This is a genomic window from Rhodococcus sp. 24CO (genome assembly GCF_050586165.1).
GTDB lineage: Bacteria > Actinomycetota > Actinomycetes > Mycobacteriales > Mycobacteriaceae > Rhodococcus_F.
The window spans coordinates 310,097-333,374 of sequence record NZ_JAZFNF010000001.1 but is presented as its reverse complement, the minus strand read 5'-3'; the positions used below and the strand labels follow the sequence as shown (position 1 = coordinate 333,374).

At 61.8% G+C, this 23,278-nt stretch carries 26 protein-coding genes and 4 tRNA genes; 8 read left to right on the top strand and 22 right to left on the bottom strand.

Annotated elements, in window-relative coordinates:
* Positions 1–8: 8 nt before the first annotated feature.
* The 3 genes from V2B23_RS01590 to V2B23_RS01580 all read right to left on the bottom strand — a co-directional run bounded on the left by V2B23_RS01590 (position 9) and on the right by V2B23_RS01580 (position 3,004).
* Positions 9–593: a TetR family transcriptional regulator gene (locus tag V2B23_RS01590; RefSeq protein ID WP_430949160.1), complete on the bottom strand. Its 585-nt coding sequence runs from the start codon at positions 591–593 to the stop codon at positions 9–11.
* Positions 594–642: 49 nt separating this feature from the next.
* A complete protein-coding gene (locus V2B23_RS01585; protein WP_430948710.1) occupies positions 643–1,509 on the bottom strand; it encodes an amidohydrolase family protein in 867 nt (288 codons plus the stop codon).
* Positions 1,510–1,756: 247 nt separating this feature from the next.
* Complete coding sequence (locus V2B23_RS01580; protein WP_430948709.1) at positions 1,757–3,004, bottom strand: MFS transporter; 1,248 nt, start codon at positions 3,002–3,004, stop codon at positions 1,757–1,759.
* 119 nt (positions 3,005–3,123) lie between these two features.
* On the opposite strand from V2B23_RS01580, the gene V2B23_RS01575 reads away from it, so the two are divergent.
* Positions 3,124–4,062, top strand: a complete 939-nt coding sequence (locus V2B23_RS01575; RefSeq protein ID WP_430948708.1) for a LysR family transcriptional regulator — start codon at positions 3,124–3,126, stop codon at positions 4,060–4,062.
* Between the two features lie 113 nt (positions 4,063–4,175).
* On the opposite strand, the gene V2B23_RS01570 is transcribed toward V2B23_RS01575, so the two are convergent.
* Both V2B23_RS01570 and V2B23_RS01565 read right to left on the bottom strand, forming a co-directional pair.
* Positions 4,176–4,709, bottom strand: a complete 534-nt coding sequence (locus tag V2B23_RS01570; protein ID WP_430948707.1) for a DUF4440 domain-containing protein — start codon at positions 4,707–4,709, stop codon at positions 4,176–4,178.
* A 119-nt stretch (positions 4,710–4,828) separates the two neighbouring features.
* A complete protein-coding gene (locus V2B23_RS01565; RefSeq protein WP_430948706.1) occupies positions 4,829–5,653 on the bottom strand; it encodes an SDR family oxidoreductase in 825 nt (274 codons plus the stop codon).
* Positions 5,654–5,897: 244 nt separating this feature from the next.
* On the opposite strand from V2B23_RS01565, the gene V2B23_RS01560 reads away from it, so the two are divergent.
* Positions 5,898–6,722, top strand: a complete 825-nt coding sequence (locus V2B23_RS01560) for a helix-turn-helix transcriptional regulator (RefSeq protein ID WP_430949159.1) — start codon at positions 5,898–5,900, stop codon at positions 6,720–6,722.
* 310 nt (positions 6,723–7,032) lie between these two features.
* Positions 7,033–7,221, top strand: coding sequence for a hypothetical protein (locus V2B23_RS01555; RefSeq protein ID WP_430948705.1), 189 nt, complete (start codon positions 7,033–7,035; stop codon positions 7,219–7,221).
* Between the two features lie 43 nt (positions 7,222–7,264).
* On the opposite strand, the gene V2B23_RS01550 is transcribed toward V2B23_RS01555, so the two are convergent.
* The 14 genes from V2B23_RS01550 to V2B23_RS01485 form a co-directional block, all read right to left on the bottom strand.
* The gene (locus tag V2B23_RS01550; protein WP_430948704.1) at positions 7,265–7,573 is read right to left on the bottom strand and encodes an AzlD domain-containing protein; all 309 of its coding nucleotides are present in this window, start codon (positions 7,571–7,573) and stop codon (positions 7,265–7,267) included.
* Positions 7,570–8,232, bottom strand: a complete 663-nt coding sequence (locus tag V2B23_RS01545; RefSeq protein WP_430948703.1) for an AzlC family ABC transporter permease — start codon at positions 8,230–8,232, stop codon at positions 7,570–7,572. Before V2B23_RS01545 ends, V2B23_RS01550 begins: the two co-directional genes overlap by 4 nt.
* A gap of 26 nt (positions 8,233–8,258) precedes the next feature.
* On the bottom strand, positions 8,259–9,167 hold the full coding sequence (gene pdxS, locus V2B23_RS01540; protein WP_033234706.1) for a pyridoxal 5'-phosphate synthase lyase subunit PdxS: 909 nt from the start codon (positions 9,165–9,167) through the stop codon (positions 8,259–8,261).
* A gap of 103 nt (positions 9,168–9,270) precedes the next feature.
* A complete protein-coding gene (locus V2B23_RS01535) occupies positions 9,271–10,293 on the bottom strand; it encodes an NUDIX hydrolase (RefSeq protein WP_430948702.1) in 1,023 nt (340 codons plus the stop codon).
* Positions 10,290–11,417, bottom strand: coding sequence for a glycosyltransferase family 4 protein (locus tag V2B23_RS01530; protein ID WP_430948701.1), 1,128 nt, complete (start codon positions 11,415–11,417; stop codon positions 10,290–10,292). Before V2B23_RS01530 ends, V2B23_RS01535 begins: the two co-directional genes overlap by 4 nt.
* Positions 11,414–12,316 carry a phosphatidylinositol mannoside acyltransferase gene (locus V2B23_RS01525; RefSeq protein WP_430948700.1) on the bottom strand — a complete coding sequence of 301 codons (903 nt, stop codon included), beginning with the start codon at positions 12,314–12,316 and terminating at the stop codon, positions 11,414–11,416. The genes V2B23_RS01530 and V2B23_RS01525 overlap by 4 nt, the downstream gene beginning before the upstream one ends.
* The gene (pgsA, locus tag V2B23_RS01520; protein ID WP_430948699.1) at positions 12,313–12,972 is read right to left on the bottom strand and encodes a phosphatidylinositol phosphate synthase; all 660 of its coding nucleotides are present in this window, start codon (positions 12,970–12,972) and stop codon (positions 12,313–12,315) included. Before pgsA ends, V2B23_RS01525 begins: the two co-directional genes overlap by 4 nt.
* Before the next feature lie 60 nt (positions 12,973–13,032).
* Positions 13,033–13,587, bottom strand: a complete 555-nt coding sequence (locus V2B23_RS01515) for an HIT family protein (RefSeq protein WP_430948698.1) — start codon at positions 13,585–13,587, stop codon at positions 13,033–13,035.
* On the bottom strand, positions 13,584–15,641 hold the full coding sequence (gene thrS / locus V2B23_RS01510; RefSeq protein WP_430948697.1) for a threonine--tRNA ligase: 2,058 nt from the start codon (positions 15,639–15,641) through the stop codon (positions 13,584–13,586). The genes V2B23_RS01515 and thrS overlap by 4 nt, the downstream gene beginning before the upstream one ends.
* Before the next feature lie 131 nt (positions 15,642–15,772).
* Positions 15,773–16,174, bottom strand: coding sequence for a TIGR02611 family protein (locus V2B23_RS01505; RefSeq protein WP_430949158.1), 402 nt, complete (start codon positions 16,172–16,174; stop codon positions 15,773–15,775).
* Positions 16,175–16,320: 146 nt separating this feature from the next.
* Positions 16,321–16,515: a hypothetical protein gene (locus V2B23_RS01500; RefSeq protein ID WP_430949157.1), complete on the bottom strand. Its 195-nt coding sequence runs from the start codon at positions 16,513–16,515 to the stop codon at positions 16,321–16,323.
* Positions 16,512–16,706, bottom strand: coding sequence for a hypothetical protein (locus tag V2B23_RS01495; RefSeq protein ID WP_430949188.1), 195 nt, complete (start codon positions 16,704–16,706; stop codon positions 16,512–16,514). Before V2B23_RS01495 ends, V2B23_RS01500 begins: the two co-directional genes overlap by 4 nt.
* The gene (locus V2B23_RS01490; RefSeq protein WP_430948696.1) at positions 16,703–18,046 is read right to left on the bottom strand and encodes a replication-associated recombination protein A; all 1,344 of its coding nucleotides are present in this window, start codon (positions 18,044–18,046) and stop codon (positions 16,703–16,705) included. The genes V2B23_RS01495 and V2B23_RS01490 overlap by 4 nt, the downstream gene beginning before the upstream one ends.
* Positions 18,043–18,402, bottom strand: a complete 360-nt coding sequence (locus V2B23_RS01485) for an MmcQ/YjbR family DNA-binding protein (RefSeq protein ID WP_430948695.1) — start codon at positions 18,400–18,402, stop codon at positions 18,043–18,045. The genes V2B23_RS01490 and V2B23_RS01485 overlap by 4 nt, the downstream gene beginning before the upstream one ends.
* A gap of 145 nt (positions 18,403–18,547) precedes the next feature.
* On the opposite strand from V2B23_RS01485, the gene V2B23_RS01480 reads away from it, so the two are divergent.
* The gene (locus V2B23_RS01480) at positions 18,548–19,141 is read left to right on the top strand and encodes a TetR/AcrR family transcriptional regulator (RefSeq protein WP_430948694.1); all 594 of its coding nucleotides are present in this window, start codon (positions 18,548–18,550) and stop codon (positions 19,139–19,141) included.
* A gap of 81 nt (positions 19,142–19,222) precedes the next feature.
* Positions 19,223–20,098, top strand: coding sequence for a zinc-binding dehydrogenase (locus V2B23_RS01475; RefSeq protein ID WP_430948693.1), 876 nt, complete (start codon positions 19,223–19,225; stop codon positions 20,096–20,098).
* A 293-nt stretch (positions 20,099–20,391) separates the two neighbouring features.
* On the opposite strand, the gene V2B23_RS01470 is transcribed toward V2B23_RS01475, so the two are convergent.
* Positions 20,392–20,463, bottom strand: a tRNA-Val gene (locus V2B23_RS01470).
* 285 nt (positions 20,464–20,748) lie between these two features.
* Between V2B23_RS01470 and V2B23_RS01465 the strand changes: the two genes are divergently transcribed.
* The 3 genes from V2B23_RS01465 to V2B23_RS01455 all read left to right on the top strand — a co-directional run bounded on the left by V2B23_RS01465 (position 20,749) and on the right by V2B23_RS01455 (position 20,993).
* Positions 20,749–20,821, top strand: a tRNA-Gly gene (locus tag V2B23_RS01465).
* Between the two features lie 25 nt (positions 20,822–20,846).
* A tRNA-Cys gene (locus V2B23_RS01460) sits at positions 20,847–20,917 on the top strand.
* A 1-nt stretch (position 20,918) separates the two neighbouring features.
* A tRNA-Val gene (locus tag V2B23_RS01455) sits at positions 20,919–20,993 on the top strand.
* A gap of 150 nt (positions 20,994–21,143) precedes the next feature.
* Here the strand turns inward: V2B23_RS01455 and V2B23_RS01450 are convergent.
* Both V2B23_RS01450 and V2B23_RS01445 read right to left on the bottom strand, forming a co-directional pair.
* The gene (locus V2B23_RS01450; protein ID WP_430948692.1) at positions 21,144–21,623 is read right to left on the bottom strand and encodes a 2-isopropylmalate synthase; all 480 of its coding nucleotides are present in this window, start codon (positions 21,621–21,623) and stop codon (positions 21,144–21,146) included.
* Positions 21,624–21,784: 161 nt separating this feature from the next.
* Positions 21,785–23,170 carry a GH1 family beta-glucosidase gene (locus V2B23_RS01445; RefSeq protein ID WP_430948691.1) on the bottom strand — a complete coding sequence of 462 codons (1,386 nt, stop codon included), beginning with the start codon at positions 23,168–23,170 and terminating at the stop codon, positions 21,785–21,787.
* Positions 23,171–23,278 lie beyond the last annotated feature (108 nt).

Below are 23,278 nucleotides of genomic sequence, written 5' to 3'. Positions count from 1 at the left end.
ACACACCTCTAGGAGCAGTCGCGCAAGACCAGTCGACAGGTCTCCTCCACATTGCGCAGCGCCTCCGGATAGCCGATGCGACCAGTGGTCCACAAAATCAACGAATTGAGCATCACACTGCCGATGGTCAGCGAGGACAGACGAGCCAACTCAGCCGGGACTCCGTCCATCAGTCCGAAAATCACCGAGCGGTTGGCGGCGGCTCGTTCGTCCATCGTGTCCCGAACGTACGGATCGTCCGAAGTCTGCATGTCGACCTCGAGCCGCGCAAAATGCGGTCTGCGGTGGAATGCCCTCATCTGGCGGCGATACAGGTCGAGAACTCGATCGAGGACTGCGTCGTGGCCGCCACGCCGCGCACGTCCACTCGATTGTTCATCTGCAAGTCGATCGGCGAGGATGTCGTTCCAAGCAACGATCGACGCCGCCAAGAGTTGCTGCTTGGCGGGAAAGTAGCGATACAACGTTCCGAGCGCAACGCCCGACCGTTCGGAAACCTCCCGCATCTGGACCTTGTCCGGGCTCATATCGGCAAGCATCCCGATAACAGTGTCGGTGAGCGCCTTACGACGCTGGAGCTGGGACGCCGTCATGTCGTCTGGATTCAGCGGAAAGGCCGCAGATGCATCGGTCACCGTGTGATCACTCCTCGAGCTTCAGAACCTTGCGGGCGTTCAGATGCAGGAACTTCGGCCACACGTCCTCGTTGAACGGCACGTGTGGCATATCCACGAAGATTCGGTCCAACGTCAATCCGGCCGGAAAGTAGCCCGCGTACATGATCTTGTCGGCGCCACGCGAATTTGCATAATCGACTATGGCCTTGGGGTAGTGCTTCGGCGCGAAAGCCGAGGTCGAGTAGTACAAGTTCGGCCACTTGAGCATCAGCTTGACCGCCAATTCCTCCCACGGTTCACAGCCGTGCCTGGTGACGAAGACCAGATCAGGGAAATCGAACATCACGTCGTCGATCAGTTCCACATGCTGTACAGCAGATTTCAATCGCGGCCCTGCGATACCGGCGCACGCAAAGATCGGAATATCGAGTTCGACGCACTTCGCGTAGATGGGGTACATCTGGGGCGCGTTGAGAGCCACCTGCGGAAAAGTGCCTGCGGCAAACGAACTCACCGATCTGATGCCGAATTCCTCGTACTCACGCGTCATCGTCGACAGCGTGCCCATGATGTCATTGGGGTCCACGGCGGAACCCTGTGGCACAAAACGGTCGGGGAACCTTTGCACTGCAGTCCTACCCGACTCGGTCGCCACAGTAACCATGCCGATCTCGATACCGTGTTTGTCCATTTCATGCAGCGTCACCGACACCGGGTCGTCGGTAGGCAATTCCTTGGGCACGCCTTTGAACATGTACTCGGCCGGAAACTCGAACGCCTCCTGACTTTCCCTGTCCTTGGTCTGCTGGGTGATGAAGTCGTACTCACGCCCACCTGCTTCACGGAAGCCGATGAGAGTGTCGATAATCGGAATGCCCTCGTACGACGTCATACCTGCGACTCCTCCACCTTTCGATCACCTACCGAATCGAATTCCTAAAATGAAACTGTGTTCTATCTACTGGTGAGCCTGAGCGTAGAGTGTGGTCGAGTAGATGTCCATAGCAAGAACATCGAAATTTCCAGCTATCATGCCAATTTGAATGCCAGTGAGGACTCGAGTTCACACCGTCTGGCACGTCGCGCATTGAAACATTCTGAAATCCTGTTCTAAATCATGGACGCCGCGTTTGCGTGAGTCATCCTGCCTGGACGCCTTTCTCCGATACCCCAGCCTTGGGTGCGGTCATCTGTGCCCGTTTCGGCAACAGGAGCGGGGTGGCAAGTAGGAGAACGCCTGCCGTCGTGATCCCGACCATCGGACTGGTGAGTGTCGCGAGCACACCCCACACCATCATGAGCGTCGCCTGGGCGAGTTTGCTGCTGACACTCCATGTCGTGAGGACCTGCGCTGCCTGATCGACAGAAGTGCGTTCCAAGCGTTCTGTCGCGTTGATGGGGTTGAAAATGCCCATGCATGTGATCAACAGGCCCTCAACAACAATCACCGTGATAAGTCCGACGACGCCGGGTTGGGTGAAGGCGAGACCGAGCGGGAAGATCGAGCGCAGCCACCCGGAGAGGATCATGACGCGGTGGCGACCATATCGAGCGGCGAGTGGCGCGGAGAGGCGGGCACCCGCGAAACCCCCGAGTGCAGGGATACCGAACGCAAGACCGTATTGCCAAGCAGCGAAATGGTATTGACCGAGAAGCAGGACGGACAAGAGTGGGCTGGTTGCCATGATCAGACCACTGACCGCAACGGAATTGAGAAACAGACGTCGTAGGACGCGGTCGCCTCGAATGTACCGCCAGCCGTTCAACAGGTCGGTGGCGCACACACTGGTGGGCGCGCCTCTAGCCGCCTCGACGTCGTCGCCACGAATGCGGAGAACCCCGAGAGCGGACAGCAGAAAGCTGAAGGCGTCGGCCGCGACTGTGACGACTGGACCGAGCAGCCCGATGAGCGCGCCGCCAAGGGGCGGTCCCGCAGCGGTTGCCACCCAACTCGTACCTTCGAACCTTCCGTTTGCGACAAGGAGGTGATCGCTGCGGACAAGGTGTTTCAGGTATGCGCCGGAAGCGGAGGAAAAGACGATACCTGCGGTTCCGGAGACGACGGAGACAACCAGCAGTTGTCCAAAGGTCAGGATGTCGAAGAAATACGCAATCGGAATACTCATCATTGCGAAGAATCGGGCCAGGTCCGTCGCGATCATCACCGGCCGTTTTGCCTTGCGCTCGACCCACGGCCCGAGCGGGAACGCCACGATCGCGGCAACGGCAAGTCCGGCGGCTCCCAGGAGCGCGACTGCGAATGCCGATGAGTGCAGCACTTGAACAGCAATCAGGGGAAACGCTCCGAAAGCAAGCCACGTGCCGTACGTGCTGATGGCGTAGGCCGTCCACAGCCAGCCGAAACTGTTTCCCAACTGCACCCGCACACAAGTCCCCTTCGCAACGCCGATGTCGACCTGAATCACACCAGCGGCACCGACGCAGGATCAAACAACCGGCCCTCGGCGAGCCACAGCGATTGGTTGTGCGTGAATAGGCTGGGTTGATGGATACCGAAGCAGTGCGATCATTCGTACGGGCGGCAGAGCTCGGACAGCTGCAACATGCAGCCAACGAGCTGGGTGTGACGCAGCAAGCCGTGTCGAAGCGGATCGCTGCGCTGGAGCGCGAACTCGAAGTTCAGTTGTTCACCCGTACCGCCCGGGGAGTCGAGCTGACACTTGATGGTCAAGCGTTTCTCCCGCACGCGCGGAGCATCGTCACGGGAGTCGAGCGCGCGATCACCGCTGTCCGACCGGGTTCGCGGGCACTTCGAATCGACGTTCTCGGCCTGCGAAGCGCGCAGGCTGTGATTCTGCATGATTATTGGCGGTCACATCCCGAAATCAATCTCGACGTAGTGACTCTCAGGGTCAACGACCCACGCGTGGCGGTCGCCGCCGTCGAAGCGGGCGAGGTCGACGCCACGTTCCGCACCCTGACAGATCCGACGATGTTGCCGCGCGACGTACGCATGATCCACGCTTTCGACTCCCCATTGGAACTCCTTGTCGGCCCAAGACATCCACTCGCTGCCTCGCGAGCACTGACACCACCTCAGCTGCGCCGGCACCGGATCTGGGTGCCGGGTATCGCGCCCCGCACCGAATGGGGAGAGTTCTACGATCAGCTCGCCACCGAATTCGACTTACGCATCGACGCCACCGGCCCGCACTTCGGCGACGAAGTCCTTCTCGAGACCCTCGCGGACTCCGCAGACGTGGCCACTCTCGTCGGTGCGCGCGACCGCTACATCTGGCCGACGACCTACGACCTGCGCCGTATTCCGATCGTGAATCCAACTCTCGCATATCCGCTTTCGCTCATTCACCGCACTGTGAATCCACACCCTGCACTAGCTGCGATCATCAAGCACGTCGGAAACCTCACACCGCTCCCGGAAGCCGTATGGCGTCCGTCCTGGGCGACGTCGGGTCCGAACTGACTGAGATCCTTGCCCCATGGCGTTACCGACGAATGTCTAACGCAACGGTCATTTGTTATTCCGCCAGTGCATGACAAGCGCGATACTGGTAATTGCCCATTGAAATGGTCCGCTCAGAAAGTGCTGGATCGAGACTCGGTGGCCACCCAAGTGCCGTTCTCCTTGGCATAGCGTGTGGTGGATTCAAGAGGCCACGTTCCGTTCGCACCGTTGATGGTGGCGGTAACGAGGTTCCGAGCAGTGAGTACTGCGGTCTCGCCGTCGAGGGCGACGGCTGCCGACATTTCTTCCACGTGGTGGTAGGCCATGTCACCGGATGTGATTCGAGCGAGCCATTCTGCTTTGGGTTGCTCGTAGCCGTCGATGTGGATGGCGGTGAAGCTGTCGGCGAGAAGTTGGTCGAGCCTCGCGACGTTCTTTTCCACCATGGCTTGGCTTCGGTCGCGGCCGGACTGCAGGATCGCGGCCACGTCGTCGTCTGTCAGGAGCGCAGTGGCCTCGGGTTCGTAGGCAGAGGACGGCGGAGCGGGCGGCGTCGAGATCGAGGCGACATCTGGTGTCGATGTGGGTGACGCGCAGGCTGCGAGGAAGGCCGTGACGGCCAGCGTCAGCACAAGAAGTGCAATGGGTGGTTTCAGGCGCGGCATGAGTGCATCTTTCGTTTCGGTGATCGGTTGCGGCCGGTGCATTTCTTGGTCTGCCGCCGTGCCGAGTGCCGTGTTCCCGCCGCACCCAGGTTCGCCTGGGTGCTGCGGTTTCGCCACGGTCAGCCGAGCTGGCCGGCGCGCATCGCGGCAATCACGCCGCCGTCGATGAGTAAATCGGAACCAGTGACGAATGCGCCGTCGGGGCCGAGGAGGAACGCGGCAATGTCGGCGACTTCGGATGGGGTGCCCATGCGGCCGGCGGCGGAGGTGTGGATCATGGCGGCATAGCCGGCCGAGTTGGGGCCGGACATCTCGTCCTGAGCCAGCGGGGTCGAGATGATGCCGGGGCTGAGACAGTTCACCCGCGCACCGCGCGCGCCCCAGCTGACAGCGGCGGCCTGGACGCGGAGGGCGTTGGCGCGCTTGGCAAGTGTGTATGCGGCGCCGGAGTTTCCGACGACCTCGGAGTCGAAGGCAGGCAGGGCGAGAAGGTCGGCGGCGGGCGTGTATGCCAGGGCGTGCTCGATATCTTTGTGGTAGCCGTCGCCCATATGGCCGGCCATGCTCGCGATCACGAGACCTGACCCGCCTGCCGCAATGATGCGACCGAATTCCTCGAGCACGTAGGCGGTGCCGGCGAGGTCCACGGCCAGCACTCTTTGGGTGCTGGCCTGCACAGGTGAGACCCCGGCCGCGACGATGACGCGCGTGACATCGCCGAGGGCTGCCGCGTCTTCGGCGAGCTTCTTGACGGAGTCGTGCGCCGAGATGTCGATCGGGTGGGTGGTCACTTCATAGCCTTCGCCGCGCAGTTGCTCGGCGACGGCGTCCATTGCCTGCTGGTTGAAGTCGGCTAGAACGAGTTTGCGTCCAACAGCGGCGCGGCGGCCGATGGCAACTCCGATACTTCCGGAACCGATGACGACGGCGACTTCGGTACTCATGATGTGGTTTCTTCTTTCGGTCGTGTTCAGCGGACTCGACATGACCGCCGGCACTGCATATGTGCTGACTGTGGGCATAAAGCCATACAATCGTCCAACGGGGAAGGCAGGTAGTGACTGCTCTTCCATGTAACGCCAGTACCTCCCATTGGCCCCACCTTCGCGCGTACCGTGTGTCGATGCGACCACCAGCCAAGAAGTGAAAGACTTCCTCAAGTCACGGCGAGCCAGAATTACCCCTGAAATGGCCGGCGTGCAGACGTACGGCGGCCAGCGTCGCGTTCCCGGTCTGCGACGCGAAGAACTCGCGATGATATCCGGGATGAGTGTCGATTACTACAACCGCCTCGAGCGCGGAAATCTCGCAGGCGCTTCCGAGAACATCATCGAATCTCTCGCCCGCGCCTTGCAGCTCGACGACGCGGAGCGTAAATACCTGTTTGATCTCGCTCGCGCCGCGAACGCCTCGCCCCCGCGGCACCGACGCCGAACCACACACAAGCTGCGCCCCAGCGTTATCCACCTCCTCGACGGAATGACCGGGGTTCCCGCGTTTGTGCAGAACGGGTGCCTCGATGTGCTCGGCATGAACGACCTCGCGCGGGCGCTCTACTACCGAGAAGATGACGACGGCCGGCCCGACAACATCGCCCGATATGTGTTTCTCGATGACCGGTCAGTCACACGATTGACCGAATGGGACGCAATGGCAGAGGACATCGTTGCGATCCTCCGTCATGAAGCTGCTCAGGACCCTCACAACCGTGACCTCTCCAACCTCATCGGTGAGTTGTCGACCAAGAGTGAAAAGTTCCGCACGATGTGGGCGAAACAGAATGTGAGGTTTCACCGCACCGGTATCAAGGCCTTTCATCACCCGATCGTCGGGGATTTCGCGCTCACATTCCAAGCGATGACGCTCCCCGGCGAGGAAGGGCTCACCTTGTTTGCCTATACGGCGGAGCCCGGAACACCGGGCGCTGATGCGCTGAAACTGCTCGCCACCTGGAGCGCAACGCTTCGCTCCGAGGGCGCCGCGAAGTCGCCACAACAACGGCAGACGCTATGACCTCCACCCATCACAAAGTCCGAAAAACACTGTGCAGAAATAACTTCTGTCCACATACGCCTCTTGCCCAATCCGAATACCTGCATCGAAAAGCTGGGCCGCGGGTGAACTTTCGTCACGGCACTAGCCAATACGACCCCAGGGCATCCCTCGACGACGAACTTCGTCAGAGCGTCCTGCACTGATCCAATCTTCGAGGCGTTGACTTCGATATTGCGTCCGCGTTCACTGGAAAGTGAGGGCTTGTCGCCTTGCATTCACTCCGAGGTGATCATGCCGGAAGTCGATCACAAAAGATGAGAGGACGATCATGACAAACAACGCACCCGGTGAGCATCTGTCCGAGGAACCTCAATCCGAGCGAGGCGAACCTGGCTCCCGCGACACCGGTTCGAACGAGCCTGGTGGTGGTCCCGTCGACCGTCCGGAAGGATCGTTCGATGATGAGGAGACCAAATCTACCTCGGGCACCGACGACTCCGATTCAGCCTCCGAGTAAGCGGGTCTGAAATTCGCCCTACAGCAGGCAGATCACCTCTGATTCAGGCAACCCCCACTATCCTCAGCACCGCCGTCGTCGCGGCTGCACCCACCACAATCACCACGAATGGTGCACGGCGCCAAATCAGTACGCCTGCAACAGCAACACCGATCACACGCGCCCACCCGGCAAAACCGTCGCCGGAGTAGACGGTCTGTGTCGCGGCCAGCGACACCAGAAGTGCCGTTGCGCCCAACCCGAGCATGCGTACCGCCCTCGGGCTGAAATGAATTCGATCCCGTAACAGTGGCCCGGAAATACGAAAGCCAAAGGTTCCCAAGGCAATCAGGCCGATGATCCACCAGCTCATCCGTTACGACCCGCCGCGATCAATCCGAGCAACCCGGCGATGACGCCGAGACCGGCAGGCAGCACAGGCGTCAGAACCACCGCAATTGCCGCCCCCAGCAACGCAACCCGCCGGTCGAGCCGTTCTCGCCACGCCCCGGCGGTGAGCGCCAGCAGTGCTGCCGGAAATGCCGCGTCGATACCAAGCGCGTCGGGATCGCCCAGAAGATTGCCGCCGACTGCCCCGATCGCGGTACCGATATTCCACGCAAGAAACAGCGTGATTCCCGCAGCGAAGAACGTCTTGCGGGCACGAGCCACGTCACCGTGCGACGCAAGCTGCGCTGTGGTGAAAGCCGTGGCTTCGTCGGTCATCAGGTGCGCGCCGAAGATGCGTGAGCGCCAACTCCCCCGCAGAACGTCGGCAAGCACCAATCCGTACGGCAGGTGACGCGCGTTGAGAAGCAGCCCACCAAAAACGACAGCGGCGGGGGCTGCACCCGCAACCACCGCCGCCACCACGAGAAACTGAGCTCCGCCCGCGTAGACGATGCCCGACAGTGCAATAACCTGCGGCAACGACACCCCCGCCGCTACCGCAACCGCTCCGAACGAAGCACCGACCAACGCCATCGCCAATCCCAACGGGAGTAGAGCCGCAAGGGATTGACGATCAGGCACCGAGCCAGATTACCGCCCTACGAAAATCACCAACCTCGCTCGGCGAGACGATGTCCGACGGGCAGGTCGTCGACGTTGATGCCGACCATTGCTTCGCCCAGTCCGCGAGAGACCTTGGCGAGCACGTCCGGGTCGTCGAAGAACGTCGTGGCCTTGACGATGGCCTCGGCGCGCTGCTGCGGGTTACCGGATTTGAAGATGCCCGATCCGACAAACACGCCCTCGGCGCCGAGCTGCATCATCATCGCGGCGTCGGCCGGGGTGGCGATGCCACCGGCGGTGAACATGGTGACGGGAAGCTTGCCGGCCTTGGCAACCTCGACGACGAGCTCGTACGGAGCCTGCAATTCCTTTGCCGCGACGTACAGCTCGTCCTCGCTGAGCGAGGTGAGACGACGAATCTCCGCGCGGATGGTGCGCATGTGGGTGGTGGCGTTGGAGACGTCTCCGGTGCCGGCTTCACCCTTGGAGCGGATCATGGCCGCACCTTCGTTGATACGACGCAGTGCTTCACCGAGGTTGGTGGCGCCACAGACGAACGGAGCCGTGAACTTCCACTTGTCGATGTGGTTGGCGTAGTCGGCCGGGGTGAGAACTTCGGACTCGTCGATGTAGTCGACGCCGAGGCTCTGCAGGATCTGCGCTTCGACGAAGTGGCCGATACGCGCCTTCGCCATGACGGGGATGCTGACGGTGGAGATGATGCTGTCGATCATGTCCGGATCGCTCATACGCGAGACGCCGCCCTGGGCGCGAATGTCTGCAGGGACGCGCTCGAGTGCCATGACAGCAACCGCGCCGGCGTCTTCGGCAATCTTGGCCTGCTCGGCGGTGACCACGTCCATGATCACACCGCCCTTGAGCATCTCGGCCATACCGCGCTTGACGCGTGCGGTGCCAACGGCAGTGGTGGGGGCAGAATCGGGGGTGCTCACAGCAAACTCCTGCAATAGTGGCGTGATGATCGAACCCCAGAACTGTAGAACGAACCGGCCTTTGATTCCGTAGCCAATTTGCCATTGCTGGCCTTAAACGCGATCAGCGGATCGAGCGCACTTCCGGATCTTCGGCGCCATCGGCGACGGTCGCAGCTTCTGCCAGCAAGTTTGCCAAATCGAGCGGATACACCGGCTCCCCAGCTTTGGTCAGTTCACGAATGACGTCAGCGCTGCACCACCGGTAGCCGGAAATCGCGCGTTGTTCCAATTCGGTGTGACCCTTGAACACCGGAGTGAAGCCCGAGGTACGCGTGGTGAAGAACAATTCCTCCGAGCGGATCAACTCACCGTCGAACGGGAAGATCGCGACGCGGCGCCACAGCGGTCCACGGAGGTCTTCCGGCGCGATCGTCAACCCTGTTTCCTCGGCGACCTCACGAACTGCAGCGGCCCGAATTTGTTCGCCACGCTCGATTCCCCCGCCGACCGTAAACCAGAACTGACGGTCCGGAATCTTCGGATCATGGCCGCGCAGAAGCAGCACGCGGTTTTGCCGATCTAGCAGCACCACTCGCGCGGACGTCCGAGCCGTATCCACGGTAATGCCCTCGGGAACTGCGGCCGCGGTGGTCCGTTCGGTGATCTCGAAATACTGTGGCAGCGGCGCGGTTCCACCCAGGTGAAGCCAGCGGACCAACCTGCGGGTTCGCAGCGCGAGGGTGTCACGGACAGCATCGTTGTGGAACCGGCGAGCGATCAGCACCCGAGCCTCGGCGTCAGCCAGCTCTGCAACCAACTGCGGCCGCAGCGACGTCGTTCCATATGCCGCAAGAGCATTGGACAGTCGATTCTCGGCCAGCTCGCGGTCCTGCCGATCGGCCCGTTCGGCCGCATCTGCCAGCTTCACGAACCGTCGAGCGTCCTCGGCACTCATGTCGACGGCCGCAGCGCGAACCACAGCGGCCCTGCGCGACAACGCCGCATCGAGCGCCAGCCACGACTGATCGGACCGGACATGCAAGCGGTCCAACCGGTTTGCCGTTGCGTACGCCCACAGCCCGATGACCAGAACGACGGCAGCGATGAGCCCCAGGACAAAAATTGTCAGTGCAGAAAAAGTCACGATCCCACCACATGCACGCCGGTGCCGCCAACAGTCACGGTCTCGTAGACCCGCAGGATCTGTTCAGCCACAACCGGCCAGTCGTATTCGGCAACCACCGCGGTCGCGGTATTGACCAATGCCCTACGACGGTCAGGATCACCGAGAACCGAATCGATAGCCGCGGCAAGTGCGTCGGAATCCCCGATCGGAACCAACAATCCGGCTTGTCCGTCGCGAAGCACTCGGCGGAAGGCATCGAGTTCACTGGCCACGACTGCGGTCCCCGCCGCCATCGCCTCCACCAGCACGATTCCGAAACTCTCACCACCGAGGTTGGGTGCGCAGTACACGTCGGCACTACGCAACGCCGACGCTTTCTCCTCATCACTGACCTGACCGAGCAGACGCAAGTGACGGGAGTACCGACCGGCTTCCTTACGAAGCTTGTCCTCGTCGCCGCGCCCGACGACGATGACCTCGAGGTTCGGATGACGCTCGACCAGCGCCGGCAATGCACCCAACAGCACCGCCATCCCCTTGCGCGGTTCGTCGTAGCGACCGAGGAACAGAATGGTTCCGCCTTCGCGCGGATAGCCGGGCAGAAGTTCCGCCCCGGCAAACGCAGCAACGTCTACGCCGTTCGGGATTTCGACGGCGTCGGATCCCAGGGACTCGACTTGCCACCGACGCGCCAACTCCGAGACAGCGATGCGGCCACTGATCTTTTCGAGATAGGGAGCTAACACGCCTTGGAAAGTGCTCAGTACCAACGACTTCGTGGTCGATGTATGGAACGTCGCGACAATCGGGCCCTCCGCAATGCGCAACGCAAGCATCGACAGACTGGGCGCGTTCGGCTCGTGAATGTGCAGAACGTCGAAGTCACCTTCGGCGATGAACTTACGCAGACGCGCATTCGCCGTAGGCCCGAAGGACAAACGCGCGACGGAACCGTTGTACGGAATCGCGACCGCTTTGCCTGCCGAAACGACAAACTCGGGCAGCTCGTCGTCATCCGACGACGGCGCCAATACGCTGACCTTGTGCCCGCGCTCGATCAACACCTCGGCTAGATCCACCACATGCGCTTGCACCCCACCGGGTACGTCGAACGAATACGGGCAGATCATGCCGATTTTCATTCACCCTCCATGCGGGCGAGCCGCGATTCGGAAAGGTCGGAACGCCAGAGCGGTTGCAGCATGTGCCAATCCGCCGGGTGGGCTGCAATGTTGATCGCAAACTGGTCGGCTAGCGCTTGAGTGGCCGGGCCGACGCCTTCGGACACGTCGATCGGCGGATCGATCTTGAATCCCCAACCGTCGTCGGTGAACCAGCAGTGCACCGGCAACAAGGCCGCTCCGGTGTCGATGGCAAGCTTTGCGGGGCCGGCCGGCATACGAGTAGGTTCGCCGAAGAATGTCACCGGCACGCCCTTTTTTGCCAGGTCGCGCTCCCCTAGCAGGCACACAATTTTGTTCTCGCGCAGATCTTTCGACAACTCGACGAACGGCGGATGTTCGCCGCCGCTCAGCGGGAAGATCTCGAAGCCGAGGCTCTCGCGATACTCCACAAAACGCTCGTACAGCGATTCCGGCTTCAGCCGCTCGGCAACCGAGGTCAATCCACCCCATTGCTGAACACACCACACGCCGGCCATGTCCCAATTGCCACTGTGCGGCAAGGCCAACACAGCGCCCTTGCCGTCGGCCATTGCCTTCTCGAGGTATTCCTGCCCCTCGACCAGATCGTTCAGGGCTTTGCCCGTCACAGCCAGATCCATCGACGGCAATCGGAACGCCTCACGCCAATACCTCGCGTACGAGCGCATCGATTCCTTGATCAGCTGATCGGGAACCTCTGCCGGCGTCGTCCCGAGAACTCTGGCCAGGTTCTTGCGCAGTTGTTCGGGACCACCCTTGCGCACTGCAAAATCCGCGCCGGCGTCAAAAAGCTTGACCGCGACGGACTCCGGCAGACTGCGAACCAGTCTCCACCCGGCGGCGTACCCCAGGTCGGTAGCGCGCTCGGCAACACTCACTTGTCGGACTCACCTTCGGTGTCGGATGCAGCCGGTGCGATCGGTAGAAGCTCCCGCGCGCCAGGCGAATTCCGCACCGCAAGCACACGTTGGAAAACAGTCACGATACTGCCCGCGGCAAGAACCCACATGGCGATGTGGATTGCCCACGGCAATCCGAGTCCGGTGAGGCCGGAACCGACCAACACGATCACCAGACGATCGGGACGCTCGATCCAACCGCCATCGGCAGTCAGACCACTCGCCTCGGCTCTGGCCTTCGCGTAAGAAATTACCTGGCTGGTGACCAAGCAGATGAGCGTCGCCACCAGGAGCCACTTGTTGTTCTCGTGGTAGACAGCCCACCAAGCCAAGCCCGCAAAAATCGCGCCGTCTGCAACACGGTCACACGTTGCGTCGAGAACCGCGCCGTAGCGGGTTCCGCCGCCGCGGGCACGGGCCATCGCGCCGTCCAGCATGTCGAACATGACAAAGAACCAGATGAAGATGGTTCCCCAGAACAGATGCCCGGACGGGAACAGTGTCACGGCGCCGGCGACGCTTGCGACCGTGCCGATGATCGTGACCGCGTCGGGCGTCAAACCGGTTTTGATCAGAGCTTGACCCATCGGTGCCGTTACCTTGGACACCGATGCGCGTCCGAAGAAGCTCAACACCTCTGGAAACCTCCACCTAGTGAGTCCCGAAGTGGGACCCGTCGAATCAACTCGGTTCGCTCACTCTTGCCAAGCACGAGCGAGTAATCCCCTGGTCTCGCGCAACAACTGCGGCATCACCTTCACACCACCCAAGACGGTGATGAAGTTGGCGTCGCCGCCCCAACGCGGAACCACATGCTGGTGAAGGTGCTCGGACAGCGATCCACCCGCGGCAGCGCCGAGGTTGAGACCCACGTTGAAACCGTGCGGGTTGGACACACTCTTGATGACCCGCAGCGCGCGCTGCGTGAACGCCATCAACTCGGCGCTTTCCTCGGGCGTCAGGTCCTCGAGCGCCGCGACCTTGCGGTACGGCACCACCATCAGATGGCCGGGGTTGTACGGGTACAGGTTCAGGACCGCGTACACATGCTCACCGCGGGCGACGATCAAGCCTTCCTCGTCGGACATCTTGGGGATGTCGATGAACGGTTCGCCCGTCGTGCCGGGCGTGTTGGGCGCCTCGGTGATGTACGACATCCGGTGGGGCGACCAGATCCGCTGAAGATGGTCTGGATCACCGACACCCTGATCGATCAACGAACCTGGACCGTCACTATCGGGCATGCTCATGGCGCCACGCTTGACTGAACCAGTTCCGCAGTCGGAGAAGCATTTTCGCGTCGAGCGATCCACTCCGTGATGATCCGAACCGCGTCGTCGGTGGGAATACCGTTGATCTGGGTTCCGTCGCGGAAGCGGAAGCTGACGGCGCCTGCTTCGACATCGCGCTCGCCGGCGAGCAGCATGAACGGAACCTTCTGCGTGGTGTGGTTGCGGATCTTCTTCTGCATCCGGTCGTCGCTGAAATCGACCTCGGCGCGAACACCTGCCGCCTTGAGCTTCTTGGTGACGTCGAAGAGATGATCGACAAACGCCTCGGCAACCGGGATTCCGACGACCTGCACCGGCGCGAGCCACGCTGGGAATGCGCCCGCGTAATGCTCGGTCAGCACACCGAAGAATCGCTCGATCGAACCGAACAGCGCTCGGTGGATCATGACCGGCCGGGTCTTGACGCCGTCGCTGCCGGTGTATTCGAGGTCGAACCGCTCCGGCAGGTTGAAGTCGAGCTGAATGGTGGACATCTGCCACGTGCGGCCGAGAGCGTCCTTGACCTGAACGGAAATCTTGGGGCCGTAGAACGCGGCTCCGCCCGGGTCCGGCACCAAAGTCAGACCGGATGCTTCGCCGACCTCGGCGAGTGTTGCGGTCGCCTCTTCCCACACGTCGTCGTTACCGACGAACTTGTCCGGGTTCTTGGTGGACAGCTCCAGATAGAAATCATCGAGACCGTAGTCCTTGAGCAGATTCAGCACGAACTGCAGCGTGGTGGTGAGCTCGTCGCGCATCTGCTCGCGTGTGCAGTAGATATGCGCGTCGTCCTGAGTCATGCCGCGCACGCGTGTCAGACCGTGGACGACGCCGGACTTCTCATAGCGGTACACGGAGCCGAATTCGAAGAGCCGCAACGGCAATTCGCGGTACGAGCGGCCACGTGCACGGAAGATCAGGTTGTGCATCGGGCAGTTCATCGGCTTGAGGTAGTAATCCTGGCCCGGCTTGCGCACGGTGCCGTCCTCGTTCAGTTCCGCATCGATATGCATCGCGGGGAACATGCCGTCGCGGTACCAGTCGAGGTGACCCGAAACCTCGTACAGATGCCCCTTGGTGATGTGCGGGGTGTTGACGAACTCGTAGCCGGCCTCGATGTGGCGGCTGCGCGAGTAGTTCTCCATCTCGGTGCGGATGATTCCGCCCTTCGGATGGAAGACCGGCAGACCGGAGCCCAACTCGTCCGGGAAGCTGAAGAGATCGAGTTCACTACCGAGCTTGCGGTGATCGCGGCGCTCGGCCTCGGCCAGGAGCTCCAGGTACTCATCCTGAGCCTCGGTGGACTCCCATGCGGTGCCGTAGACGCGCTGTAGATCGGCGTTGTCCTGGTTGCCGCGCCAGTAGGCAGCGGAGCTTCGGGTCAACTTGAAGGCCGGGATGTGCTTCGTGGTCGGGATGTGGGGACCACGGCACAGGTCGGACCAGATGGTGTCGCCGGTACGCGGATCGAGGTTGTCGTAGATGGTCAGTTCGTTGCCACCGACCTCCATGATCTCCGGATCGTCGATGCCCGACTTGTCGTTGATGAGCTCGAGCTTGAAGGGCTCGTCTGCCAATTCGACGCGAGCGTCCTCGATGGAATCGACCACTCGGCGGGAGAATCGCTGCGAACCCTTGATGATCTGCTTCATCCGCTTTTCGAGCTTGGTCAGATCCTCCGGAGTGAACGGCCGATCGACAGCAAAGTCGTAGTAGAAGCCGTCGGTGATCGGCGGACCGATACCCAGCTTCGCGTCGGGGAATTCCTTCTGCACTGCCTGCGCCAAGACGTGCGCGGCCGAGTGACGGATCACGCTGCGGCCGTCCTCGGTGGACGCTGCAACAGGCTCCACCTCGACGTCGACCTCCGGGGTCCACGCCAGATCCTTGAGCGTTCCTTCGCTGTCACGAACGACGACAATGACGTCCGGTCCCTTGGTGGGATATCCGGCCTCACGCACTGCAGTTCCGGCGGTCGTCCCCGCGGGCACCCGAAGTGGGGCGGCTGAGTGCTCTGGCGCGGGACTGGTCACGGCGATGTGCTCCTAAAGTATTGCGGCAAGTAAGACGTGCATCGCACCCACAGCGAGCACGTGCACGATCATGTTATCTACCCTGCCGACCCGACGAGTCAACCGAGTGAAGTTAACAAGCCACTTTCACCTCAGAGCGGCGACTCGAGCCAGGAGTAGTCGAGGCCAACCCAAGTCCCGATCAGGCCGAAGGTGCCCAGAAGCCACAATGTTGCAACGACGATCACTGTGGTGAAGAGAACGCCGATTCCCTTGACAAACAGGGACTGCTTGCCGAACCACGTCATGAAACGGTCGTACCGTGCCTTGGCGAAATGCAGCAGTCTATGCGCCCAGGCAAACTCCGACGCCAGGATTCCGAGGCCGGCAAAGACGATAAGCCAGCCAGGTCCGGGATAAGGGATGGCCAGAACACCGGCCGCCAGTACGACGAGGCCGACAAACCCAACCGCGATTCGATACGCGAGATTCAAGCTCGGGCGGGCAGCTATATGCGCGCGCCACCTCGACCAGCGGGACTCGGCCTCGTGGATACGAGACTCGGCTTCGCGAAAGAGCGTCAGGTCGGAATCGTCGACGGGAGGGTCGACCTTTTTGGTAGTCAACTTCCCTCACCTGTTTCCCTAGAAGAGCACGTCTTACGCCCCAGGCTACCGAAATCTCGAGTGCGCCCGGATTGTCACGTAGGCGCAGAAACGACTGTAGGCGTCCCGATTTCTCGGGAACCGATCGCGCGGCCGGTAGTGGCAAGTCCGGCCGCGTTCGAGGTTGTCTGGGTGTTCGCGCCGAGCTCCCAGCCTCCGCCGAAGATGTAGACGATCACCGGCAGTGGCTCGGCGCCCGCATCCTCAGGTGCCCAGACGTTGAGGTTCAGGCAGTCTTCGCTGAATCCGTTGTGGGCCTCGAGCCAGGTGGGAGCGCCGGCTTGGAGGGGGCTGGACCCTTCTCGTCGTAGGGAAGGTCGGGGTCGTATGGGATCAGAACCGGGCTGCGGAAGCGTTCGGCAGTGGAGAACGGGATGCCCAGCCAGGAGCGAACGGGGTGCGTTTCGATGGTGCCAGTCATGGAACGAGTCCTTCCGGTGAGGACTTAGGGTCGTTGTCGTCGTCGTTGGTCGTGCCGTTGCGGAGCTGATCCCAGTGGCGGAGCCGTTCACCGATGGCGCGCTCGTAGCCGCCGGTCGTGGGCTCGTAGAACGTCTCTCGGGGCAGGCCGTCGGGGAAATAGTCGGCGCCGGAGAATCCAGTGTCGGTGTCAGGGTCGTACTGGTAGCCCTTCCCGTAACCGAGGTTCTTCATCAGACTGGTAGGGGCGTTGAGGATGTGCGCGGGCGGCATGAGCGAGCCGGTGCGTTTCGCGGCAGCCCATGCCTTGTTGAAGCCGCGGTACACGCCGATGGATTTCGGTGCGGTGGAGAGATAGAGCACGGCTTGCGCGATGGCGAGTTCCCCTTCGGGTGAGCCGAGGCGTTCGTACACGTCCCACGCGGCCAGGGCCTGCTGCACGGCGTTCGGATCGGCGAGACCGATGTCTTCGTTCGCGAACCGAGTGATGCGGCGAGCGATGAACAGGGGGTCCTCGCCACCCTGGAGCATCCGCGCCAACCAATAAAGAGCGGCGTCCGGGTCGGAGCCGCGCATGGACTTGTGAAGGGCGGAGATGAGGTTGTAATGCCCCTCCTGTGACTTGTCGTACAGGGGTGCCCGCTTCTGCACGGCGGCGGCGAGCCCGGCCGGATCGAGGGGTGCGGGGAGGGCCCTCACTTGCTCGATCATGTTCAGCAGATAGCGGCCGTCGCCGTCAGCCATCGCGATCAACGCGTGGCGCGCGTCGGCATCGAGGGGCAAAGGTTCGCCGAGCAGGTGCTCCGCCCGGGTGATGAGCGTGTCGAGCGCTACGTCGTCGAGACGCTTGAGGACGAACACCTGGCAGCGGGACAGCAAAGCGCCGTTGAGTTCGAAGCTGGGGTTTTCGGTGGTCGCTCCGACGAGGACGATGGTGCCGTCTTCGACATACGGGAGGAACGAGTCCTGTTGGGCGCGGTTGAAGCGGTGAATCTCATCGACGAACAGCAGGGTTCCTTGGCCGATTTCTCGGCGCTGCCGGGCTGCCTGGAAGATCTTCCGAAGGTCCGCGACACCGGAGAAAGTGGCCGAGAGCGGTTCGAAGGCGAGGTCGGTCTGCTCGGCGAGAAGGCGTGCGACAGTGGTCTTTCCGCACCCAGGTGGCCCCCACAGCACCATCGACACCAGGCGGTGGCCGTCGACCATCCGCCCGATAGGCGCTTCCGCTGCGAGAAGGTGGTTTTGCCCGACAACATCGGCCAGTGTGTGCGGTCGCAGCCGGTCGGCCAACGGCCGGGATTCGTCGTCGACCTCGAACAGGGACGGCGGTTGCCCGGTCATGACCGCCCGCTCGTTCGATGCTCGCCCGCGAGCTCGTGGGAGCCGTGCACCAGGTCCTCGATGAACGCGGTAGTGATTCCTGCGCCCGGGCCGACGGAGATCCAGTGGCGCTTGTCGAGGTAGCGCCCCACCGTGATTGTGTCGTGGTCGCGGCGTAACGCATCACCGTGATGCGGGTCGACCTTGACTGTGATGATCTGCAAGTCGGGGTCGTCATCGGTGACGATGAGGAACACCTTGTCGCGCACCTTCCACACGTCCAGGTGCGGGGTGAACGGTCGCCCGTTGCTGACGTCGTCGAGCGATGCCGCTGTGTCGCGGGCGATCTGCTGCAGCCGTGCCCCGGAAAGTGTCACCTGTTGTTCCGTCCGGGAAGCCCGTCGACTCGTGCCCGAGCACGCTCCTGCGGTGCGTCGCCGTTCATGCAATCTCCCTCATCCTGGGCTACCGTGAAGCTTAATGCGTACGAGTGTACGCACTTGGTCTGACACTGGAGAAGATGTGCGCCGAGGGAAACCGAACGACCCGGCACGACGGTCCCGCATTCTGCAGGCGACGCTCGATGTGATCAGGGCTGATGGAATGCACGCGGCGTCGTATCGGCGTATCGCCTCGCACGCCGGGGTGCCGTTGGGGTCGATGACCTATTACTTCCCCAGCCTCGAGGGCCTCATCGTGAGCGCCCTCAACACGACCCGCGGCGAACTCGAGCCCCGTTACGCAGCCCCGCTTCGTGACGCCCGCACCAGCGCAGACGTCGTCGACGCGCTCGTCGCCGCGACGATCGGTGCGACGAGCCCGAGCCTCGTCGACATTCGCCTCTACGAGGACATACGCCACTACGGCGCCCGCAACCAGAAGGTGGAGGATGTCCTTCGCGCTGTCGAGGCGGAGTCACTCGCAATGCTTCACCGCGTACTCCCGGATCGCACAGCCCTCGCCGTCAATGCCTTGCTGTGGGGCTGGTGGAGTTACCGCGTCGTGCATCCGGACAGTGCACTCGACGAAGAGACCGTGCGCCAGGCCTATGAAGCTCTCGTCGCGCTTCCCGCCGCCGATCACCCATTCCACAAGAATGAGCAGAACCATGCCTGACACGATGCGTGCGATTCGACTCACCGGTCCCGTCGACATCGACGGCCTCACCGTCAGCGACGTGCCGTCCGTATCCGGGTGATGGCGTTCGGGATCAACGAGTCCGAGGCCACCAGCCGTGAGGGAGAATCCGACGCCGACTTCACCTTCCCCCGCATCCTCGGCATAGAAGCGGTCGGCGTGATCGACGCTGTCGGAGAGGGTGTCGATCTCGAACCGGGGCAGAAGGTCGCAACGATGATGGGTGGCCTCGGCCGCTCCATCGACGGCAGCTATGCCGAATTCACTGTCGTCGATGCTGTGAACGTGATCCCCTTCGAGACCTCCCCGCCGTGGGACATCGTCGGAGCCCTGCCCGAGATGGTGCAGACCGCGCACGGCGCACTCACCGCCGCACTGCAACTGCGACCGGGGCAGAGCGTCCTCATCCACGGCGGGACCTCCACCGTCGGACTGACAGCGATCGCCATCGCGGCCCAACTCGGTGCCACCGTCATCGCCACCACCCGCAAACCCGCCAGCCTCGACCTCCTCAAACAGGTCGGAGCCAGCCACGCCATCCTCGACAACGCCAACCTCGCTGACACCGTCCGAACACTCGCCACGACAGGACTGGACGCGGCGCTCGAATTCGTCAGCGCCACCGCACTCCCCGCCACACTGTCCCTCGTCCGCACAGGCGGCACCGTCTGCTTCGTCGGCGCACTCACCGGGCAGTGGACGATCCCTGACTTCTCACCGTTCAGTATCCCCACCGGCGTCCGACTCACCAGCTACGCCGGCACCGCCCAAGACGTCCCCGCCACTGCGCTCGACCACCACCTAAGAGCGATCGAAGCCGGGACGCTACAAGTCACCATTGCCAGCACCCATCAGGGACTCGACGGAGTCGCAGCGGCCCACCGCGCACTCACGACCGGTGGCCAGCCCGGCAAACACGTCATCGTCCTACCTTGATCCCTACAAGCATGAACACTGAACGCCCGTAAATCGGAATACGGATCGGGGCCTGTCGATGCAAAAGTTCGAGTAGACCAAAAGTTCGAGTAGACAGGGAGACTCCAGCACAGATAATTCTGTCCGGCTCCCAGCCCACATGCCACGCCATTGCAGTCCCCTGCCACGATACGGCGAGCCACAGGACCTCCCAGACAGCGCCGTAACTGCCAGGGCCCACGTAAGGCTCACGGCTCCACGCTTAACCCTCCGCGAAACGAAAAGAACCCCCTGTTGCCAGGGGGTTCTTCGGGTGGTCCCGGCTGGGATCGAACCAGCGACCTTCCGCGTGTGAAGCGGACGCTCTCCCACTGAGCCACGGGACCTCAAAACTCGTTCAAACGCATGCGCTCGAACGAGTTGGAACATTAACACGCTCGCGCACCGATTACGAATCACCAGGTTGGCATTCATTCTCCTCCCAGAACGCCCTATTTCACTCATATCGGAGCTTCACGCACACACTCAAGCGGCCGATAACATCGCAAATTTGAGCGATCCCATCAACGAAACGCCCACTGAGCTGGTGATTTGTATGAATCCGATACCGTCGGCTAATGTTTTCAACGCACCGAGGAGAGCAACCAACTCCCCAAGCAACACGGTGCGATGCGGACGTGGCGCAGCTGGTAGCGCACAACCTTGCCAAGGTTGGGGTCGCGGGTTCGAATCCCGTCGTCCGCTCGAGAGGTGTAACTCAACCTTTTACGGTGGAGTGGCCGAGTGGTGAGGCAACGGCCTGCAAAGCCGTGCACACGGGTTCGATTCCCGTCTCCACCTCGCGCGATTAGCTCAGCGGGAGAGCGCTTCCCTGACACGGAAGAGGTCACTGGTTCAATCCCAGTATCGCGCACCACAGAAATACGCCTAAAGCCGGAATTCCTTACGGGATTCCGGCTTTATGCGTTGTACGCCAATATCGTTGCCGGCCCCGACACACGAAACACGCTGATACGGAGCCCTGTCAGGGTTCCGCATCAGCGTGTGTGGATTGTGAGTCGACTTCTCAGTTCGAGAAGCGGTTTGCTGCCGACGTCATAGCGCGCAGTGAAGACTCTGTTGCCGACTCGCCGATGCCCATGGCCCAGTTCCGACGACCGTTGCACTCTGTGAAGATGAAGGTGGCTGTGCGGTGGCCGATCTGATGCTGATGGAACGACAGGATCTCCAGCGCGATTCCTGCATCATGCAGCATCGAAGTCATTGCGGAAATTGCACCGGTTGCGGTGGCGGAACCCGTCGCGATGCGCTCCCCCAGACCGAGAGTTGCTTCGTACGTCCAGCGACCGGGGGCGATCTTCTCGCTCGACCATGCACCGAGACGGATCGGTCCACTCATTGCCGCATAGGTCGCTTCGAATTCGGTCCACGACATCTCAGAGCATTCGGCACGCAGGCCGGCAGGCAAGGATTTTCCGTGACGCACAGCAAAAGGATCGCCGGCAAAGGAAGAAGAATCAGAAGCGAAGGCGAAGTTGTAAGTCATTGTCGTGGTCTTCCTGGAATGAAGTGGAGGACCAACTGGTAGCACGACGACCCGCAGCGGGGGGTCGGTCCGATTCAGACCCCGCTACGGCGGTGTACTACGAGAATGCGCTTCATGTGAGTGAGGCTAGGCGGCCAAGTGTCAGAACGCAAACTCGACCGCTAAACCCGCGACGCTTTGTGACCCGCAATAAGGCTGCGGTACCACTCGAACGAAGCCTTCGGCGTGCGCTCCTGAGTGTCGAAATCCACGTGGACCAGCCCGAATCGTTCCTGATAACCGGCTGCCCACTCGAAGTTGTCAAGCAGGGACCACACAAAATAGCCGCGCACGTCGATACCGTCGTCGATGGCCGATCGCAGGGCCTGCAGATGAGCGTCGTGGTACTCGATCCGAGCCGTGTCACTGACCTCGCCCGAACTGTTCAGGGTGTCGTGAAACGAGCATCCGCTCTCGGTGATGTAGATCGGCGGAAGGGACTCACCGAACCGCGACTGGAATGTTCGCAGGATCTCGCCAAGCCCTTCGGGAACGATCGGCCATCCGAAATCGGTTGTGGGGTAACCGGTTATCGCCACGGGAGCAAAGGGCAGTCCCGGCGGTAGATCGATCTCGAGAATGCCGTCGGTGCCCTGCCCCTCGACAGGGGCGGCGATCATCGTCGGTTCGTAGTAGTTGATGCCGTACCAGTCGAGGGGCGCACTGATGATCGCCAGATCCTCGTCGACCGGTCCGGTGAGTATCTGCGCAAATTCGTCGGCCGGATATTTTCCAAGCAGTATCGGGTCGGCGAACATCCAGTTGACAACGTGGTCGTAGATGTCTGCAGCCATCACGTCTTCCGCCGAATCAGATGCGGCGCGAACCGGAGCGTGATTGGACGCTATGCCAATACCCGAACAGCCCGCCGACCGCAGTGCGTCGACTGCCAGGCCGTGTCCGAGGAGTTGGTGGTGAGCGGCTTGGAAGGCGGCGAATCCCAAAGCAAGTCCCGGGGCATGAACTCCTAGAGCGTGGCCGTACAGAGTGTGGACAACCGGCTCGTTGAGTGGCATCCACATGCCGACGCGATCGGCAAACCGTTCGCCCACAATCTGCGCGTACTCCCCCAACCGATACGCGGTATCACGGTTCATCCAGCCACCTTGCTCTTGCAGAGCTGACGGCAGATCCCAGTGAAAGAGCGTGACGGCGGGCCTAATTCCGGACTCGCAGAGTCGGTCGATCACGCGCTCGTAGAAATCGAGCCCCTTCTGGTTCACCGCACCTGATCCGGTGGGGAGGATTCGCGACCACGACAGCGACAGTCGATACGCGTCGAGGCCGAGCTGCGCCATGAGTTCGACGTCGGATTCCCAGCGGTGGTAGTGATCAGCAGCAATGGCACCGGTCTCGCCGCGCACCACAGCACCGGGTTGAGTGCAGAAATCGTCCCAAATCGACGGTCCCCGACCGTCTTCGGTAACTGCGCCTTCGATTTGATACGCAGCCGTCGCGGTTCCCCACACAAATTCGGGGGGAAACATTGCTGCTGGATGTGCACTCATAGCCGTCAGTTAATCAAAGAATGCTGCGCGACACGCGACTTTGTTGGACACTCGACCAGTACCAAGTATCAAGTAGCGTTCGGCGGGCAGTGCCCAACCACAGACAAG